Consider the following 19,848-nt stretch of genomic DNA (forward strand, 5'->3'; position numbering starts at 1 on the left):
AACCAGTCACCTCTATCCACTCTTCTTCAATGAACCTTCTTTTTTCTCTTGTTTCATAACGGTTCCTAATTCTTCTTTTGTAAATACACGTAATTTTAAAATTAAAAACATATATGCTAATCCACCGATAGCTACACCTAACAGCGCTTCAAGCGTCGCAATTCCTCTATGTCCTGTATCAATTACTAATCCGGACATTCGCAACATACGCATAAAGATTATTAATACAAACCCCATACCGATACCACTAATAGCTACACCTAACATATTCCGCCTATCAATAAGCGGCTCCGATACAGCTCGCATAAGTAACACACTATTTAGCAAGGCAATTACAATAAGCGCAACTAAAGTTGCAATTGCAGCTCCCTTTACACCAAAATACGGCATTAATATATAGTTTAAAACTAACTTCAAACAACCTCCAAATACAACGAATATTGCTGGTTTTAATGTTTGTCCCACTCCTTGCAAAATGGAAGCAGTTGTAATTGACAATGAACTAAATAAAATAGATAAAGATAAAATCGATAACACATCTGATCCATCACTATTTTCAAACAACATAATATTTGTAGGTTGAATAATACAAGTTAATCCAATAGCAGCTGCAGATCCAATAACAAATGTTATTTTCATTGCTAACTTTACCTTTTCTTGAATAAATGAAAGATCTCCTCTTTCTTTCGCCGCTGTAATAATAGGAATAAGTGACAATGAGAAAGAAGTTGTCACAACAGTACCTAATTGCATAAGCGGGATACTTCTATCATAAACACCTTTTAGTACCTTTGCATTTTCAACTTGCTCTCCCGCACGAATGAGCAAAGTATACAAGGAAATAGAATCCGCCATTTGTATAAAAATAAGGACTAAATTACTAACACAAATCGCTAATCCCTGCCAAAAAAGGATTCGAACAATCCCTTTTTTATTTCTAATTCCCTTCCATCTTTTGAAGAAAATAGCATGGAAATCATGACGCATATAAAGTAAAAGTACGATAATCCCAATAAGCCCGCCTGCAATTGAACCTAGCATGGCACCCGCACCAACTGTATATAAATCAAATCCATGAGCAATAAGGAATAGTGATAAAAATACAATAATAGAAACACGAATCGTTTGTTCAATTACTTGCGAAACAGCCGTCGGCATCATATTATTGAAACCTTGAAAATATCCTCTCGCTACAGATAAAAATGGCATTAGTAGGAATGAAAACGAAATAACACGTAATAATTTATCTAAATGTATATCGCCCATAGCCGATGCAATTGTTTCGGCCCCAAAGAATAATGTGAAAAACCCTATAAATCCAATTCCTAATAAAAACCAAAAAGATACACAAATAATTTCTTCTGCTTCTTTTTGTTTTCCTCGTTCTAATCTTTCTGCGACCATTTTTGAAATAATAATGGGAAACCCATAAGTAGCTAAAATCAAACAAAATCCATAAAACGGATAAATTTGTTGGTAAATATAAAAACCAACATCACCCGCTATATTTTGATATGGAATACGGTAAAAAGCGCTTAATACCTTCGTAACAAAACTTGCGATTGTTAATATAATAGCCCCACGCCAAAAGGCTTGGTACTTCTTCGCTTCCATACAAGAAAACTCCTTTTTCTATTCTCACCCCTCGTATTATATCACAAAGAAAAACTGGCTCTCCTTCATATTCCTTACATTCACTGACTTCTTTCAACAGCAAAAATATTCAATGAAAAAAGGTAGCAAAGCGCTACCTTCGTTCAATATACTTATATCTCCAAATAGTTAATTTCTCAAATAGAAATATCATAATTAGGAAAGATTGCTACTTATAGAAATTACACTTCGCTACTGCTCCATTTGTTTCGCTAAAAAGCTTGCAGCTGTATTTACTGATTTATGCTCTACTTCACTTATAATAGCCTCTTTAGAGAAGATAACGACAGCTCCGATTGGATCTCCATTTGCAATAATCGAGCCAATTGTATAAGAGCTCACTTTTTCTGTTACTCCATCAATAATTGAAATTTCGCTTTCATCTGTCATAATTACAGACTTACGCTCTTCCATTGTCTTCTCAATTAAATCGCCAACACTTTTATTTAAGTATTCTTTTTTAGATGCGCCTGCTACTGCGATAATAGAATCACGATCGCATACAAGCACATTATGTCCTAAGCTATCGTATAAAGCTTCCGTATATTCCTTTGCAAAATTACCTAGTTCACTAATTGGAGAATATTTTTTCAAAATCACTTCTCCATCGCGATCAACAAATATTTCTAGTGGATCTCCCTCACGAATACGTAAAGTTCTACGAATTTCCTTCGGAATTACTACCCTGCCTAAATCATCAATTCGACGTACGATTCCAGTTGCTTTCATTCTAATGCTGCCTCACTTTCTACTGATGATCAAAGTGGTGAATTTACCTGTTCATGTAAAAATCACCAACTATTAAACATAGTATTTTACACATTAGTTCTTCTATGCACGTCGAATTGTATTTTTTATCTTATATTAGGCATTTATTACTTCTTTTTTTACATCTGGCAAGCCTTTTAATAAATTTTCAGCAATTGTTAACCATTTCGACGTCTCTAATCCATTCGTTTTCATCACAATTTTCAATTGTGACCCCTCCATACCAAGACCGATCATACGGCCAAAACTACTTCCTAGCATGAATAATTTTCCACCATCTATATTTTGGCTCGCTTGTTCAGAAAACAGGAACGTTACTTCAAATTTATTTTGCTTAATTAACTCAATTTGTTCTTTCATTGCCAACACTTTAATATTTGCAATTTGTAATAAATAACCAACTTCTTGTGGATAATCACCAAATCTGTCGATCATCTCTTCCTGCAACTCTTCAATATCTTCAATTGCAGAAATACCTCTAAATTGTTTATACATCATAATTTTTTGTTTACTATCTGAAATGTACGCATCCGGTAAATATGCATCTACTTCTAAATCAATTTCAACATTAACGGTATTTTCAACTCCGTCTGTTCCTCTACGTTGCTCAATTGCATCTTTTAACATTTGAGAATATAGATCAAATCCGACAGAATCAATAAATCCATGTTGTTCTGCCCCTAACAAATTACCCGCACCACGAATTGATAAGTCTCTCATCGCAATTTTGAAACCAGATCCAAGCTCTGTAAACTCTTTAATTGCTTGCAGACGCCTCTCTGCAACTTCCGATAACACTTTATCACGTTTGTATGCAAAGTATGCATACGCGACGCGATTAGAACGCCCAACACGACCACGAAGCTGATACAACTGCGATAATCCCATACGATCTGCATCAAATACAATTAATGTATTTACATTCGGAATATCTACACCCGTCTCAATAATTGTTGTACTTACAAGAACATCATGCTGCCCTTCTAAAAACGATAGCATAACAGACTCTAATTCACCTTCATTCATTTTCCCATGTGCGTATGTTACACGAGCATCTGGAACTAACATCGAAATTTCATCTGCTTTTCTTTCAATATCCTCCACACGGTTATATAGGAAGTAAATTTGACCGCCTCTTGCTAACTCCCGCTCTATCGCTTCTCGCATTAACGCTGGATTATACTCTACTACATATGTTTGTACTGGGAAACGATTCTCTGGTGGTGTCTCAATAACAGATAAATCGCGCACACCAAGCATAGACATATGAAGTGTACGTGGAATCGGAGTTGCCGTTAATGTTAACACGTCAACATTTGCTTTCAATTGTTTAATTTTTTCTTTATGTGTAACGCCGAATCTTTGTTCTTCATCAATAATAAGAAGTCCTAAATCTTTATAAGTAACATCTTTAGATAAAATACGATGCGTTCCGATTACAATATCCACCGTTCCATCTTTTAAACCTTTAATCGTTTCATTTTGTTGTTTTCGTGTGCGGAATCTACTTAGTAACCCTATATTAATCGGGTAATCTTGAAAACGCTCTCGAATTGTTTCATAGTGTTGTTGTGCAAGGATTGTTGTTGGTACTAAAATCGCAACTTGTTTTTCATCCATAATTGCTTTAAATGCCGCACGAATAGCTACTTCCGTCTTTCCATATCCTACGTCACCACAAAGAAGCCTATCCATCGGACGTCCGCGTTCCATATCTTTCTTAATCTCTTCAATAGAACGTAATTGATCCTCTGTCTCTTGATATGGGAATAAAGATTCAAACTCTTGTTGCTCTGCCGTATCTGGTGTATATGCATAACCTTTCGAAGCTTCACGCTCGGCATATAATTTAATTAGGTCATCTGCAATGTCTTGTACAGATTTTTCAACTTTCGTTTTGACCTTCTTCCAATCATTTCCGCCTAATTTATAAACTTTTGGTTCCTTACCTTCAGACCCTACGTATTTTTGCACTTGATCAATTTGTTCAATTGGAACGTATAACTTATCATTACCTTGATATTTAATATTTAAATAATCTTTATGAACACCATTAATCTCTAATGTCTCAATACCTAAAAATTTACCTATACCATGATTTACATGAACTACATGGTCTCCAACTTTTAATTCCGAATAACTTTTAATACGTTCAGCGTTAGATAACTTTTGCTTACGTTGTGATTTTTTAACCTTCTTATGAAAAAGCTCCTTTTCAGTAATGACAACAAACTTTTGCATCGGCATTTCAAAGCCTGCATGTAAATCACCTACAGCAATTTGTAACCTTCCAGGCAATAAGATATCTGTTGCCTCTACAATATCTGCATCAATATCATAATCACTTAAAATATGTTGTAGTTTTTTTACACGTTCATCATCTGTTCCAAGCACAACGGTCGTAAAATTACCTTCATTCCATCTATCAATTTCAGTTTTTAACAAATGCATCTGTCCGTGGAAATCTTGCATCGTTTTACATGTCACATTTACAATATTTTGAGGATGTGTGTGTGCTATATGGCGTAAGAATAACGTTAAATATACAAAACTTCTTTTTTTATTATGAAGAAACTCCTCAAACGAGTGGGAGAAAGATAAATCCTGAATAATTGTTCCTTCGCCAAGAAGTGAGATATACCATTCCGCTTCTTCTGTTTCAAGATGTGATGCTGTTTCTTGAATACGGGAAATCTCATCTAAAATTACAACACCATTTTCTGGTAAATAATCTATCAGACTAGCAGGTTCTTTATAGAAAATAGATAAATATTTAAACATTTGTTCTATACTTTGCCCGTTTTTCAACATTTCAAGTTCATGACTAACCGTCTCAAGCACAGTAGTCTTTAATTTATCATCGGAAAGCTTTTGCATCGTCTTAGTCAAACCTTCTTCAAGATGCTTAATTCCCGATTTCAATTCTTCCTGTGAAAATAAAAACTCTGTTGCCGGACCAAACCGAACACTTTCCCTTTTATCTTGAGAGCGCTGTTCTTCCACATCAAATAATCGAATAGAATCAACCTGTGTATCAAAGAATTCAATACGAAATGGTAATTCTTCAGTTAATGGGTAAATATCTAATATTCCCCCGCGTAGACTAAAATCTCCTGGAGCTTCTACCATCGACTTACGCTCATAACCAATATGATGTAAGGTATGCAAGAGTGCATCTAAATCAATCTCTTGCCCTAGATTGATTTCAATTTGCCTTTGCTTCCATAATTCTTTTATTGGTAAAAACCTACGCAGCCCTGCAACTGGCGCTACAATAATCCCATTCTCTCCTGCAGCTAAGCGATTTAGCACTTCAATACGCTGTGCCTTCAATTCTGGACTTGCAACACCAACCTCCGATGCTATCAATTCATTTACCGGATATAGCCAAACATCTTTTTCACCAAGTAACGCCACTAAATCTTCATGTACTTTTTGTGCTTGGTATAAATTGTGCGTCACGATAAGTTGTGATTGCTTTGTCTTTTTATATAAAGCTGCCATTAATAATGAACGAGAGGATGTTGCCATACCCGATACAAGTTGTTCTTTCAACCCATCTTCTAGCCCATTAATAACCGATTGTATTTCTTCATTTTTATAAAATTGCTCTAATAAACCTATCATTTTCAAAACTCCTCTCAACATAAAGAGCAAGTTACTATATTTTATGCAAATATTTTGGAAAAAGAAAACAGAAAAATGCTTTGGACACGCCAAAGCGACAACATTTTATTGCAGAAATTTTTCATATTCATAATACTCAGGATAAGATGCGAGCGTTTCTTGACACGATTCACAAATCGTTTTTATATATATATTTCCATTCTCATGAAAATGAATCATATCCACTACTTCTTGCTCTGTTAGTTGAAACAAAACGTCGCTATATACTTTTTCTGCGATAATGGAGCCCACATTACTTCCACAATGTCTACAGTAATAATAACCTTCCATACTAGCCTCCTAAATATCCAATTGCTACTAGTATGGGATAAAACAAAATAAAATATTCCAGATTGTGCGCTTAACTATTAAAAGTATTCATGATTTGGAGAAAAGGTTTATTTAACCATTCCTCACATGCATCTGCTGCATTTTCAATGGATTGATTAACGCCAGATATTTCTTCAGATGTAAAACGTCCTAATACGTAATCCACTACTTTTATCCCATTTTTCGGACGATCGATTCCCATGCGGATACGTTGAAATTCTTGTGTTCCTAAATGTGAAATTGTTGACTTCACACCATTATGTCCACCCGCACTACCTTTCATGCGAAGGCGTAATTTACCTACAGGAATATCTAAATCATCGTACATAACAATGAAGTCCTCGACATCAATTTTATAATAATCCATGAGTGGACGGATACTTTCCCCAGATAAATTCATATATGTAAGTGGCTTTAGTAAGATTACTTTTTCCCCATTAACAAAACCTGCGCCAAATACCCCTTTAAACTTTTGTTCATTCAAAGAAATACTCCAACGTTTTGCAAGTTCATCGATTGCCATAAATCCAATATTATGCCTTGTTAATTCATATTCTCTACCTGGGTTCCCAAGTCCTACTATTAATTTCATTCTTGTACCACTACTTTCTTTTTTCGATACGAAAAGACGTAACCAAGCTTGGTTACGTCTCATTCTATCCAATTAATTGAATAATACACTTACAGATTCTTCTTCGTATACACGAATGATTGCTTCTCCGATTAATGGAGCAACTGAAAGTTCATGTACTTTATCAATTTTCTTCTCTTCTGGTAATACGATAGAGTTCGTTACAACTAACTCTTTAATATTCGAATTTTGAATACGCTCAATTGCTGGACCAGATAATACTGGGTGTGTACAGCAAGCATATACTTCAGAAGCACCGTTCTCAACAAGAGCGTTTGCCGCTAATGTAATTGTACCAGCTGTATCAATGATGTCATCAATTAAAATTGCTGTTTTGCCTTCGATGTTACCGATAATGTTCATTACCTCAGATACATTCGGACGAGGACGACGCTTATCAATAATAGCGATTGGCGCTTTTAGGCGATCTGCCATTTTTCTAGCACGAGTTACACCACCGTGATCAGGAGATACGATTACGATATCTTTAAGGCCTTTTGCTTCAAAGTAGTCTGAAAGAATCGGTACACCCATTAAGTGGTCAATCGGGATATCAAAGAATCCTTGAATTTGCGGAGCATGTAAATCTAGAGTGATTACACGAGTTGCACCTGCTGTTTCAAGCAAGTTTGCTACAAGTTTCGATGTAATTGGTTCACGAGAACGCGCTTTACGGTCTTGACGCGCATAACCATAGTAAGGAATAACAATATTAATTGTTTTTGCAGATGCACGTTTTAATGCATCAATCATAATAAGTAATTCCATGATATGTTCGTTTACTGGGAAGCTTGTAGATTGAATAATGAATACATCGCAACCACGGATACTTTCTTCAATGTTAATTTGAACTTCTCCATCACTAAAACGATCAACAGAACATTTTCCTAGTCCTACTCCAATATGCTTTGCGATTTGCTCAGCAAGTTCCTTATTAGAGTTTAAAGAGAATACTTTCAAATTAGAATTTAGATATTGAGTCGACATCTAGATTAACCCTCCACATTATGATTTTTTCTTATTCAGCAATTGATCAACATAGTCTTCTTTGTTAACTTGACGTGCACGTGCTACTGATAATGCTTTTGATGGAACATTCTCTGTTATTGTAGAGCCTGCTGCCACATAAGCACCATCTTCAACTGTTACAGGCGCAACAAGGTTTGAATTACATCCAATAAATACCCCGTTACCAATTACAGTTTTAAATTTATTCTTGCCGTCGTAGTTCACCGTAATTGAACCACAACCAAGATTCACGTCTTCTCCAACTTGTGCATCCCCAATATAACTTAAGTGTGAAGCTTTACTTCTATTACCAAAAACAGTTTTTTTGATTTCTACGAAGTTTCCAACGCGCACTTCATCTCCAATAACTGAATCTGGGCGAATATGTGCAAATGGACCAACTGATACTTCTGTACCAAGTTTGCTGTCATGTACAGTAGATTGACGAATTACCGTACGATCTCCAATTTCACTATCGCGAATTACTGTATGCGGTCCAATTTCACAATCAGAACCAATTACAGTGTTCCCCTCAATAACCGTTCCTGGGTGAAGAACTGTATCACTACCAATAACTGCATCCGCAGAAATGTATGTGTTACTTGGATCAATAATTGTAACACCATTTACCATGTTCTTTCTGTTGATACGATTTTTCATAATAATTTCCGCTTGCGATAGAGCGACTCTGTCGTTAACACCTAACGTTTCATCGAAGTGCTCTGTTTGATAAGCTGATACAATATGACCTTCATTTTTTAAAATTTCAATAACGTCCGGAAGGTAATATTCGCCCTGTACATTATCATTTGAAACTTTAGAAAGTGAAGCAAATAAAGCTTTATTATCAAAACAATACGTACCTGTATTGATTTCTTTAATAGCTAATTCTTTTTCATTTGCATCCTTATGCTCAACAATCTTTTCAACATGACCATTCTCATTACGAACGATACGGCCATATCCAGCAGGCTCTTCTATGTACGCTGTTAGTACCGTCGCCATTGCTCCCGCTTCTTCGTGTTGCTGAAGCAATGCTTCCATCGTTTCAGCAGTTATTAGAGGTGTATCACCACAAATAACTAAAGTTGTTCCCTCTTCATTTGCAAGTACACTTGCAGCTTGATCAACAGCATGAGCTGTACCAAGTTGTTCTGCTTGTAATGCAAACTCACTTACGTTTCCTAGCTGTTCTTGTACCTTTTCAGCACCATGTCCAACGACTGTTACAAGTTTCTGCAATCCTAATTGAGATACTTCATTGACTACATGTTGTACCATTGGTTTTCCACATACAGGATGCAGCACTTTGTATAGCTTGGACTTCATACGTGTGCCTTTACCTGCAGCTAGAATCACTGCAAATCTGTTTGACATATAGACCCTCCATCGCAACCTATTTATCCATTAACGATATTATCCTAAATCATCATATATTTCAAGAAACACATTATAACTATTAAATTTTACCATAATTCTTATAAGATGTTTTACTCTTTAGTATCTTTTTTAAGGAATAAGCTATACTATTTTAAATGATTTTGAAAAAATTAGAAGTTTTTCATCTTTATTTTTTCAAAATATGAATTTTTATAATTAGAAACGTGTATTATTCAAAAAAAAAACAAACTCCTGTAAATGCTTACAGGAGTTTGCTACAAAATTATAAGACTTTCTTTCAAAAGCCCTTTTCATTCGAATTTTACGAAGCGCCTGCTTCTTCAAACTCAACCTCTTCTAACTCGCCTAAACGATGATACTCTGTTAAAACCGCATCTTGAATTTTAGAGCGTGTATTAGAATTAATTGGATGTGCAATGTCACGGAATTCTCCATCTGGAGTACGTTTACTTGGCATTGCTACAAATAATCCATTATTACCATCAATTACACGAATATCATGAACAACAAATTCATGGTCTAGAGTAATAGAGGCAATTGCTCTCATGCGGCCTTCTGTGTTTACGCGGCGTAATCTTACGTCAGTCACTTCCATCTTGTGTTCACCACCCTTTTCTAAATAAGCGATATATTTGTATAAATTCCACAAAATTTCTATTTTCCCTTTAATTTTTTAAAAATTTTTAAGATAAAAATTTTTATTGTAGTTGAATATAAGGATTAGTAGAGGTTATCGCTTACAAAGAGTTACTTAACTAGGGCAATTACTTCGATTTCAACAGAAACATCTTTCGGTAATTTTGCTACTTGTATACAAGAACGCGCTGGTTTATGAGTAGAGAAATAAGAACCGTATACTTCATTAACAGCATTAAAATCATCCATATCCTTCAAGAATACTGTTGTTTTTACCACTGTATCAAATGAAGCACCTGCTTCTGCTAATACCGCTTGTAAATTTTCAAATACTTGCTCTGTTTGTACTGTTACATCTCCTGTTACAAGTTCTCCACTTGCCGTTAACGGAATTTGTCCTGAACTATAGAACATATTATTTACAATAATCCCTTGTGAATATGGTCCGATTGCCTGTGGTGCTTTGCTTGTTTGAACAACTTTCATACTTTTCACCCTTTTATTATTTATTTTTACTCTTTAAAAATAGTGTACCAAAGGCAGTTTGTCCATCTATTTTGTAATTTATAAATAGGAATAAAAAAAGGTAAAGCTATCTGCTTTACCTTTTTACTCAGCCTCTACAAGCCCTTTATCAAATGGTGCAAGTGCATAATTCCCCTTTTCCACTTGAATCGCTTTTTCTTTCACATCAACTTCTGACAGACGAATTAATGATACAAAGTTATTAATAAGTCTTTCTTCAATATCCGTAGACTCTACTAATACGCCAATCCCAACAACATTAGCTTTAAACTCTTCTAGCATGCTCATCATACCTTGAATGGTTCCGCCAGCTTTCATAAAGTCATCAATAATTAAAACATTGGACCCTTCTGGAAGGCTACGCTTTGCTAAAGTCATCGTTTGGATTCGCTTAGAGGAACCTGATACATAGTTAATACTAACAGTGGGTCCTTCTGTTACCTTATTATCTTTTCTCGCAATTACTACCGGTACATCTAAGTAGTTCGCTACTGCATAAGCAAGCGGAATTCCTTTTGTCGCTACCGTCATAACCGCATCAATTGGTTGCCTAGCAAAAACAGAAGCAAATAAACGACCTGCGCCATTAATCTGGCGAGGATTACTTAAAAGATCCGTCATATATAAGTAACCGCCAGGCAAAATACGGTCTGGGTTTTCAAATAAGCTACAAAGCTCGTTAATAATCAGATTTGCCTCTTCTTCACTTATATAAGGAATATATTTCACTCCTCCTGCTGCTCCTGGTACCGTTTGCAATGTGCCGACACCTTGTTGTTCAAACGTTTGCTTAATAATAACTAAATCTTCACTAATGGAAGATTTAGCCGATTGATACCTTTCAGCAAAAAAAGTGAGAGAAACTAGCTGACGAGGATTTTGTAACAAGTAATACGTCAGATCGACCAATCTTGTACTTCGTCTAATTTTCATACTCTCACCCCAAATCACGAATATTCTAAACAAATCATAACGTATTATACGTCTTTATTCAAGCGTTTCTCGCTCTCCTAATAAACGCACTGCATATACTTGCTCGCAAAATCCTTTTAACCCGTTATATATGCGGTGCATTCGCGAATCATGGTGTACAAGACCAAATACAGTTGGGCCACTTCCACTCATTAATACGGCATCTGCCCCAAAGCGTTTCATCTGTGATTTAATACGTGCAACCTCGGGATGCATCGCAAACGTCACATCTTCTAAAACGTTACCAACAGTATCACAAATTCCTTTATAATCGCCATGGTTAATGACTTCAACCATTTTATCTACATTTGGATGAGTAACACGATTTAATTTTAAATTTCCGTACACGTCAGCAGTAGATACACCAATGTGGGGCTTTGCTAAAACAACCCAACAAGAAGGCGGAGTCTTTATATGTTCAATTTCTTCTCCTCTTCCAGTGGCAATAGCAGTTCCACCATATACACAGAACGATACATCTGATCCAATTTCTGCGCCAAGCTTTGCTAATTCATCGATAGTTAGCCCTAAATTCCATAACTTATTAAGGCCACGTAATGTCGCTGCTGCATCACTACTTCCACCTGCTAATCCAGCGGCTACTGGAATCGTTTTTTCAATAGTAATAGACACACCTTTTTTTACATTAAACTTCACTTTTAATAATTTCGCTGCTTGATAAGCTAAATTGCGTTGGTCGTCTGGGACATACCGATTATGGGACAAAATTTCAATACGGTCTTCTGCTAATTCCGTTAGCTCTAAACGATCTGCCAAGTCGATTGTTGTCATAATCATTTTCACTTCATGATATCCATCTTGTCTTTTTCCCAGTACATCTAACGACAGATTAATCTTTGCTGGTGCTTTCACTAGTAGCTTCAATCTATTCACCCACTCTATGTACTCAATCTTTTATCGTTTATTTTACCATAAATTTATAGTAAGACGATGACACTTCCCTAATTATATCGAAAAGCATTCAGAATGAAACTACTTATGTCAAATGATGGCACCTTTTAGCGTGCAAAAAGCCGAGGAATCTCTCCTCGGCTACCGTAGCATAGAAAGTATCTTACAACTACTGGTTTCGTTTCATTAATTGCTGTTCTGCAATTTCTATAGCACGTTTCACCATATTACCAGCATCTTTCGCACGAATTCCGCCCCATCCTTCTTTCTGAACAACATCATAAAATCCAAGCTCTTTTGCAAGCTCTTCTTTAAATTGATTTGACATGACTCCTCTTCGTCTACTCAATGCAGAGTCCCTCCTTATTTTGCTACGGTATAATTAGTATGCAAAATAATATAGCTTTTCATTTATGGGAATATATGTAACAAAAAATACATTAATTATAAAATACTTCATTTTGAGATTCATCGTAAAATGTTAGCTCTACTGTCTCTGTTAAAACATCTGCATAACTATAAGATACACGTTGCAATGCATCTTCTTGCTGGTCTAATTGTACAACAAACACAGAACGATACGTTTCTGCAAGTACACCTGATTGCTCCACAGTTTTTCTTCTCCCACTATTTGCCTTTAACATAAGTCGCTGTCCAAGATGGTGATCTAATTCGCTTTTAATTTCATCTAAACGTTTTGACATATACTTTGCTACACCTCGCTGTAATTTAGATTGAACACTTAAAACACGATATATCTATCCCAATTATTAACCGCAATTCACAGACAATATCATTATAAAAGCATCATGCGTTCAAATAGATAGAAGAAATACTATATTCTAAAAGTATCATTGTATAGTCTGCACGTTCTTGCCGCTTTTTATCCAGACTCATTTAAATCATTTCCACATAAAAAAGCAAGATACGTATGTACCTTGCTCATTCGTCATAATGTTGAAAGGGCAATCCTGTTCGTAAAATCCCTCTTGTTTCAATTCCGCCTAGTCCCTTTTCGCCAGTAATTGTATTACGCACAACGTCCCATACATTTACTCTTTCCATAAATGAAGTGAAACTAATTTTGCCAACTACATATACAGGATCTAGAGCATGAATATTAATTCTAGACGGTGAACTAGCAAAATTAGCACCTGCCCGAATCAACGCCTCAAAGTGTGATTGACAAGCCCCAGCAAAAATAACGAGTTGATCTAACGATGGATACTTTTTCCGCACTTCTCGAACGGCCTGTACAAAATGTCTAGAATGTCTATATGCTGCTAAATCTCCCATAACTCCTTTTGACTTTGTATATGCATCATGTCCTGTAATAACTAAAATGTCTGGGCGAAAATGATCTATTAAGTCTACTACCTTTTCATGCATCTCCGTTTCCTTACAATGAATACCTTGAACAGGAACGCCTATTTTATTATATAAATCTAAGCACTTGCGCAAATATAAAGGATCTCCATCTATATGCAATACACGTCCTGGCATTTGAAAATAATTCACTTCACTTGTATATCCACCAGTTGAATTATGTTCATGTCTTTGTTTCATCAACACGTAATCTTGCTGAAACAACCGGTAAGTACGCTCCATCGTTTCTTTTTCACGCTTCACTCTATTTTTATGTTCTCGTTGATCTATACTAACTAAATCTGCAAGTGGTGCATCCGCCACAAGTCTAATTTCCTCTCCAAATAATATTGCCATATCGCCTTTTATTTCTATAATACGAAAAAGAATATCCCTATTATGAGAATATCGTTCAACTAATTCTCCAACATGTAAATCCATTCTCCTACCTCCAAACTCCAAACTCGTTAGGCCATCTTACCTGTTTTTAAAGTATGAATTTAGGAAAGGAAAGGTGACAAAAGGGACAGCTCAAGTTGAACTGTCCCTTTCATATTCTTATGACAATTTATGAAGAATTAATGCATTACTTAATGTTGCAAACTCTTCGATAGATAGCGTTTCGCCTCTTCGCTTCGGATCAATTCCTACTTCTGTCAAAATTCGATCCAACAGCTCTTTATCTTTCGGGAAACCATTTAAATTATTTGATAAATTATTCATTAAAGTTTTACGACGCTGTGCGAAACTTGCTCGTACTACTTCAAAGAAGAAAGTTTCATCTGTCACTTCCACAACTGGTTTAGGACGCTTTAGAAGACGGATAATCGCAGAATCAACATTTGGTTGTGGCACAAACACTGTACGCGGTACAGTCATAACTGTTTCTACCTCTGTATAATACTGAATGGCAATTGATAAAGAACCATACTCTTTCGTTCCTGGTTTAGCAGCTAAACGATCCCCAACTTCTTTTTGCATCATAACAACAAATCCACGAACCGGTAATTTTTCTTCAAGCAATTTAAATAAAATTGGCGTTGTAATATAGTATGGTAAGTTAGCTACTACCATTACATCTTGCCCTTCTTCAAATTGCTCACTAAACACTTCATGTACATCTGCTTTTAGTACATCTTTATTTATAACTGTAACGTTGCTATATGGAGCTAACGTCTCGTCTAAAATTGGTAATAATCTCTGATCAATTTCAAAAGCCACTACTTTTTTAGCACGCTTTGCCAATTGCTCTGTTAACGCACCGATACCTGGTCCAATTTCAATTGCGCCACTTTCTGAACCGATTTCTGCGTGATCAACGATACGATTTAATACATTCGTATCAATTAAAAAATTTTGTCCTAAACTTTTTTTGAATGAAAATCCATACTTTTCAACAATGTCTTTCGTACGATTTGGTGTTGCGATATCCTTCATTTTTTTTCCTCCTGTATTACTTGCTTATAAGCTTCTGCAAATGATTCCTTTGAAACCTGAAACATTTGTAAACGTTTATGTAACTGTTTTGCGTTTGTATAACCAATCTTTAATAGCTTACCCACTCTTTCTCTGCGACTCTTTGCCATTTCTCCGCCCACTAAGCCCGCATCGACTAGATCACTCCAACTAATTTCACTTGTGTAAGCTTCCATTTCTTCATGTATATTCTCTAAAGCACGGCGAATCGACTCATTAGAAGCATGTTCGATTCCAACACCTTTTTTCCTTTTAGCAAGTGCTTCTTCCTTCGTTAAAAAAGCATGCTTACATCCAGGAACCTTGTCAGAAATAATTTTCCGAATACGCTCTCCAGGATAATCCGGATCTGTGAAAATAATAACGCCTCGTTTTTGCTGCGCTAATTTAACTTGCTCAATAACGTGATCACCGATTGCTGAACCGTTCGTTTCGATTGTATCCGCATCAACAGCACGTTTAATCGCAACTGTATCATCTTTACCTTCTACAACGATAATCTCTTTAATTTTCATGCTTGCCTCCACACTCTTTTCATCTCTACTTAGTAAAACAAAAAAATGACGACTTTTCCATTATTATTTTCCCAATCGTACATTTTAAAAAGTAGAAGAGAAAAATCTTTGTTCACTATCCTTATTGTAACACTTCTATCTCCATCTTAATTTATCCGCAATATTTCTACACTTATGTTATGAGTAAATAGTTGGTTCTTATCACTTCTACTATCTCTCTTCTCAAAAAATAAAAAAAGAATGGGACTCCCCATTCTTTTTTATTCAACACCAAATAAGGATTTGGCATTCTTTGTTGTTACTTGTGCTACTTCGTCATAAGAAATTCCTTTTAAATTCGCAATTTCTTCTGCTACCAGTTTTACATAACTAGGTTCATTTCGTTTCCCTCGAAATGGGTGTGGTGTTAAATACGGGCAATCTGTCTCTATCAATAATTTTTCTAACGGAATCTCCATAGCAACTTCTTTCGGTTTCTTGGCATTTTTAAATGTTACTGGCCCACCTAATGAAATTAAAAAGTTCATATCGACACATCGCTGCGCTACTTCTACACTACCGCTAAAGCAATGCATAATGCCCCCTACTTCAGCTGCATTCTCTTCCTCTAGGATATCAACAATATCTTGAGTTGCATCGCGGTTATGTATAATAATCGGTAATTTCACCTTTTTCGCTAATGCAATTTGTTTACGGAATACTTCCTTCTGTATTTCTTTTGGAGACTTATCCCAGTGATAATCTAATCCCATTTCCCCAATTGCAACTACTTTAGGATGAGCCGCTAATTCTTCTAACCAAGCTAAATGTTCTTCTTTCATATCGATTGCATCAACAGGATGCCATCCAACTGCAGCGTAAATAAAATCATAAGCCTCTGCTAATTCAATTGCTTTCTTTATCGTTACTTCATCAAATCCAACAACAACTGTATATGTAACTCCCGCTTCTTTCATTCTCGCGATAACTTCTTGTAAATCTTCTTCAAATTGCTCTGCATTTAAATGTGAATGTGTATCAAACAACATAATAAATAACTCCTTTTATATTGAAATCAATTCTCTCATAGAAAAACTACACTCTTTCTAACTTAACGATAACAATACTTCAATTTTAATGCAAAAAACGGAATGTAAAAAGAAAAAAGACGCTTCACCAATGTTACACGTGAAACATCTCTTTTCTTGTCTCAATTACTTGATTTTTGTACCATTTGGTAAATTATGGTCAATTGATGCTAATGACAATACGCCATTCTCTTCACCTGCTAAAATCATACCTTGTGATAATTCACCACGTAATTTTACAGGTTTTAAATTCGTTACACAAATAACCTTTTTACCTTTTAGTTCTTCTGGGGAATAGAATTTAGCAATCCCAGAAACCACTTGGCGCTTCTCTGTACCTAAATCAAGCTGAATTTTTAACAACTTATCTGCTTTTTTCACAGGTTCAGCGGATATTACTTCAGCTACTCGTAATTCTACTTTAAAGAAATCATCAATTGTAATTTCTTCTGCCTTTGGTTCTTCTGCTTTTTTCTCTTCTACTTTAGGAGCAGAACCTTGCATTTGTTCTTTAATATACCCCACTTCTACTTCCATTTCCAAACGAGGGAAGATTGGGTTTCCTTTTTCTACTTTTGTTCCAGCTGGAATACATCCAATTGTAGATAGGCTTTCCCAAGATTTATGCGCCTCTTCAGTAAGTCCAAGTTGAGCAAACATCTTACTTGGTGCTACTGTTAGGAATGGCATAAGCATAATACCTGTTTGACGAAGTACCTCAGCTAAGTGGGCCATTACAGACGCAAGTTTTTCGCGATCATTCTCATCCTTCGCTAATACCCACGGCTGCGTTTCATCAATATATTTGTTCGTACGGCTAACTAATTGCCAAATGGAACTTAGCGCTACAGAGAATTCCATATTCTCCATTGCCTCTTCTACTTTTTTCAATGTATCTTTGGCAAATGTCACTAACGTTTCATCGAACTCAGTTACATTTGCTTTAAATGCAGGGATTTCCCCGTTAAAGTATTTATCAATCATAGCTACTGTACGATTTAATAAGTTACCTAAATCATTCGCTAAATCAAAGTTGATTCGTTCAACAAATCCTTCTGGTGTGAATACTCCATCAGATCCAAATGGAACTTCGCGAAGTAAGTAGTAACGCAATGCATCTAATCCGTAACGATCAATTAGTGTAACTGGATCTACTACGTTTCCTTTTGACTTACTCATTTTTCCATCCTTCATTAAAATCCAGCCATGAGCAAAGACTTTCTTCGGAAGTGGTAAATCTAAAGCCATTAAAATAATTGGCCAATAAATTGTGTGGAAACGAACGATTTCTTTCCCAACTAAATGGACATCTGCTGGCCAGAATTTTTTATACTTCTCTTCATTTTCTGTTCCGTATCCTAATGCAGTAATGTAATTAGACAACGCATCTACCCATACGTAAATAACGTGTTTTGGGTTACCTGGAACACGAACTCCCCAGTCAAATGAAGTACGAGAAACAGCTAAATCTTCTAATCCTGGTTTAATGAAGTTATTAATCATTTCATTTTTACGGGACTCCGGCTGAATGAAATGTGGGTTATCTTCATAGAACTTTAATAGTCGGTCTACATATTTACCCATTCTAAAGAAATAAGACTCTTCGCGAACAAGTTCTACAGCGTGACCACTATCTGGGCTTTTTCCGCCAACTACTTTGTCACCTTCCATAATTGGATCTACTAATTGATGCGCTGTATAGAATGTTTCATCTTGTACAGAATACCAACCTTCATATTCATCAAGATAAATATCGCCTTGATCTACTAGCTGCTTGAAGATTTTCTCAACAACATCTTTATGACGATCTTCAGTTGTACGAATAAAATCATCATAAGAGATATCCATCTTCTCCCAAAGTTCTTTAATCCCTGATACAATGTTATCCACATATGCCTGTGGTGTAACATTTAGTTCTTCTGCTTTCTTTTGGATCTTCTGTCCATGCTCATCAGTTCCTGTTAAATAATGAACATTGTATCCTTGCATACGCTTATATCGTGCCATCGCATCTCCTGCTACTGTCGTATAAGCATGTCCAATGTGTAACTTTCCACTTGGATAATAAATTGGGGTAGTAATATAAAAGGACTTATTTTCCTCTTTCATCGTTTTGGACCTCCCGAATAACCTCATATGTATTTATAAACAGTATATCAAAAACTCATATATAAAGTGAAACTTTAATCCGTGGAGAGGGTTCATCCCCCATGGATTATTAGCCCACACCAATCGGGCTTTTACGAGCAGCCCGACTCCCACTTAACTTCTTTGCTCCGGCTAAATTTTAAAGTGGGAGTCTTACTGCTCGCAAATAGCGGGATAAAAACGAGTTAATGCTCGATATCTTTATCATCTATTACTCATATTCAAAAAAAATATACAATATATTTCCCGAAAAGTATAAACATTACAAAAAAATACAAAACAATTGTAGAAATGACTTACATTCTATCATATATAAGAAGTATAAAAATCTATAAATCTTTTTTTAAAATATAGAATTTAATAATTGACGGAAATGTAAATGATTGGTATCATATGTCCATAGGGTATTTTGTCGAAAAATGACGAATCAAAAAAATAGACTCGAAACTTATAAACTATTTATTTAGGAGGAAAAGAATTATGAAATCTACTGGTATCGTTCGTAAAGTTGATGAATTAGGTCGTGTAGTAATTCCAATCGAATTACGCCGTACTTTAGGTATTGCAGAAAAGGATGCTCTTGAAATCTACGTTGATGATGAAAAAATCATCTTAAAGAAATATAAACCAAACATGACTTGCCAAGTAACTGGTGAAGTATCTGATGGTAACCTATCTTTAGCTGAAGGTAAAATTATCTTAAGTAAAGAAGGCGCTGAACAAGTCTTAAACGAACTTCAAGATTATATCGAAACAGCAAAATAAGCTTCTCAAT

Annotated in this window: 19 protein-coding genes; 1 reads left to right on the plus strand and 18 read right to left on the minus strand. The window is 35.6% G+C overall.

The genetic code is table 11. From position 1 onward, the window contains the following. Positions 1-12: 12 nt before the first annotated feature. The 18 genes from JFU20_RS14860 to metG form a co-directional block, all read right to left on the minus strand. Entirely contained in the window at positions 13-1,614 is a 1,602-nt protein-coding gene (locus JFU20_RS14860; RefSeq protein ID WP_016119037.1) for a putative polysaccharide biosynthesis protein, read from the minus strand. A gap of 231 nt (positions 1,615-1,845) precedes the next feature. After that, positions 1,846-2,382, minus strand: a complete 537-nt coding sequence (gene spoVT, locus JFU20_RS14865) for a stage V sporulation protein T (protein ID WP_002009670.1) — start codon at positions 2,380-2,382, stop codon at positions 1,846-1,848. Between the two features lie 135 nt (positions 2,383-2,517). Further along, the gene (gene mfd, locus JFU20_RS14870) at positions 2,518-6,048 is read right to left on the minus strand and encodes a transcription-repair coupling factor (protein ID WP_002009668.1); all 3,531 of its coding nucleotides are present in this window, start codon (positions 6,046-6,048) and stop codon (positions 2,518-2,520) included. A gap of 105 nt (positions 6,049-6,153) precedes the next feature. Next, complete coding sequence (locus JFU20_RS14875) at positions 6,154-6,378, minus strand: anti-sigma-F factor Fin family protein (protein ID WP_002091576.1); 225 nt, start codon at positions 6,376-6,378, stop codon at positions 6,154-6,156. A 70-nt stretch (positions 6,379-6,448) separates the two neighbouring features. Continuing rightward, positions 6,449-7,009 (minus strand): aminoacyl-tRNA hydrolase, encoded by a 561-nt coding sequence (pth, locus tag JFU20_RS14880; RefSeq protein WP_087943057.1) that lies wholly within the window; start codon positions 7,007-7,009, stop codon positions 6,449-6,451. Positions 7,010-7,081: 72 nt separating this feature from the next. Beyond that, complete coding sequence (locus tag JFU20_RS14885; RefSeq protein WP_002091580.1) at positions 7,082-8,035, minus strand: ribose-phosphate diphosphokinase; 954 nt, start codon at positions 8,033-8,035, stop codon at positions 7,082-7,084. Positions 8,036-8,053: 18 nt separating this feature from the next. Then, entirely contained in the window at positions 8,054-9,433 is a 1,380-nt protein-coding gene (gene glmU, locus JFU20_RS14890; protein ID WP_002166365.1) for a bifunctional UDP-N-acetylglucosamine diphosphorylase/glucosamine-1-phosphate N-acetyltransferase GlmU, read from the minus strand. A 325-nt stretch (positions 9,434-9,758) separates the two neighbouring features. Beyond that, on the minus strand, positions 9,759-10,052 hold the full coding sequence (gene spoVG, locus JFU20_RS14895) for a septation regulator SpoVG (RefSeq protein WP_000454042.1): 294 nt from the start codon (positions 10,050-10,052) through the stop codon (positions 9,759-9,761). Between the two features lie 152 nt (positions 10,053-10,204). Then, complete coding sequence (locus tag JFU20_RS14900; RefSeq protein ID WP_201038710.1) at positions 10,205-10,579, minus strand: RidA family protein; 375 nt, start codon at positions 10,577-10,579, stop codon at positions 10,205-10,207. Positions 10,580-10,702: 123 nt separating this feature from the next. Further along, the gene (gene purR / locus JFU20_RS14905) at positions 10,703-11,551 is read right to left on the minus strand and encodes a pur operon repressor (protein ID WP_002091587.1); all 849 of its coding nucleotides are present in this window, start codon (positions 11,549-11,551) and stop codon (positions 10,703-10,705) included. A gap of 54 nt (positions 11,552-11,605) precedes the next feature. Continuing rightward, positions 11,606-12,475: a 4-(cytidine 5'-diphospho)-2-C-methyl-D-erythritol kinase gene (gene ispE, locus JFU20_RS14910; RefSeq protein WP_012260164.1), complete on the minus strand. Its 870-nt coding sequence runs from the start codon at positions 12,473-12,475 to the stop codon at positions 11,606-11,608. Positions 12,476-12,671: 196 nt separating this feature from the next. Beyond that, positions 12,672-12,851, minus strand: a complete 180-nt coding sequence (sspF, locus tag JFU20_RS14915) for an acid-soluble spore protein SspF (protein ID WP_002094215.1) — start codon at positions 12,849-12,851, stop codon at positions 12,672-12,674. A gap of 91 nt (positions 12,852-12,942) precedes the next feature. Continuing rightward, entirely contained in the window at positions 12,943-13,206 is a 264-nt protein-coding gene (gene veg, locus JFU20_RS14920; RefSeq protein ID WP_002009653.1) for a biofilm formation stimulator Veg, read from the minus strand. Between the two features lie 238 nt (positions 13,207-13,444). Next, positions 13,445-14,308, minus strand: a complete 864-nt coding sequence (yabG, locus tag JFU20_RS14925; protein ID WP_002009651.1) for a sporulation peptidase YabG — start codon at positions 14,306-14,308, stop codon at positions 13,445-13,447. A gap of 117 nt (positions 14,309-14,425) precedes the next feature. Next, positions 14,426-15,304 (minus strand): 16S rRNA (adenine(1518)-N(6)/adenine(1519)-N(6))-dimethyltransferase RsmA, encoded by an 879-nt coding sequence (gene rsmA, locus JFU20_RS14930; RefSeq protein WP_002091590.1) that lies wholly within the window; start codon positions 15,302-15,304, stop codon positions 14,426-14,428. After that, positions 15,301-15,858, minus strand: coding sequence for a ribonuclease M5 (rnmV, locus tag JFU20_RS14935; RefSeq protein ID WP_002029323.1), 558 nt, complete (start codon positions 15,856-15,858; stop codon positions 15,301-15,303). The genes rsmA and rnmV overlap by 4 nt, the downstream gene beginning before the upstream one ends. A 260-nt stretch (positions 15,859-16,118) precedes the next feature. Continuing rightward, entirely contained in the window at positions 16,119-16,886 is a 768-nt protein-coding gene (locus tag JFU20_RS14940; RefSeq protein ID WP_002009645.1) for a TatD family hydrolase, read from the minus strand. A 165-nt stretch (positions 16,887-17,051) separates the two neighbouring features. Beyond that, on the minus strand, positions 17,052-19,034 hold the full coding sequence (gene metG, locus JFU20_RS14945) for a methionine--tRNA ligase (RefSeq protein ID WP_002009643.1): 1,983 nt from the start codon (positions 19,032-19,034) through the stop codon (positions 17,052-17,054). A gap of 519 nt (positions 19,035-19,553) precedes the next feature. Between metG and JFU20_RS14950 the strand changes: the two genes are divergently transcribed. Beyond that, complete coding sequence (locus tag JFU20_RS14950; protein WP_000843037.1) at positions 19,554-19,838, plus strand: transition state genes transcriptional regulator AbrB; 285 nt, start codon at positions 19,554-19,556, stop codon at positions 19,836-19,838. Positions 19,839-19,848 lie beyond the last annotated feature (10 nt).

This window comes from Bacillus sp. TH30 (genome assembly GCF_016650875.1).
In the GTDB taxonomy this organism is placed as follows: domain Bacteria; phylum Bacillota; class Bacilli; order Bacillales; family Bacillaceae_G; genus Bacillus_A; species Bacillus_A mycoides.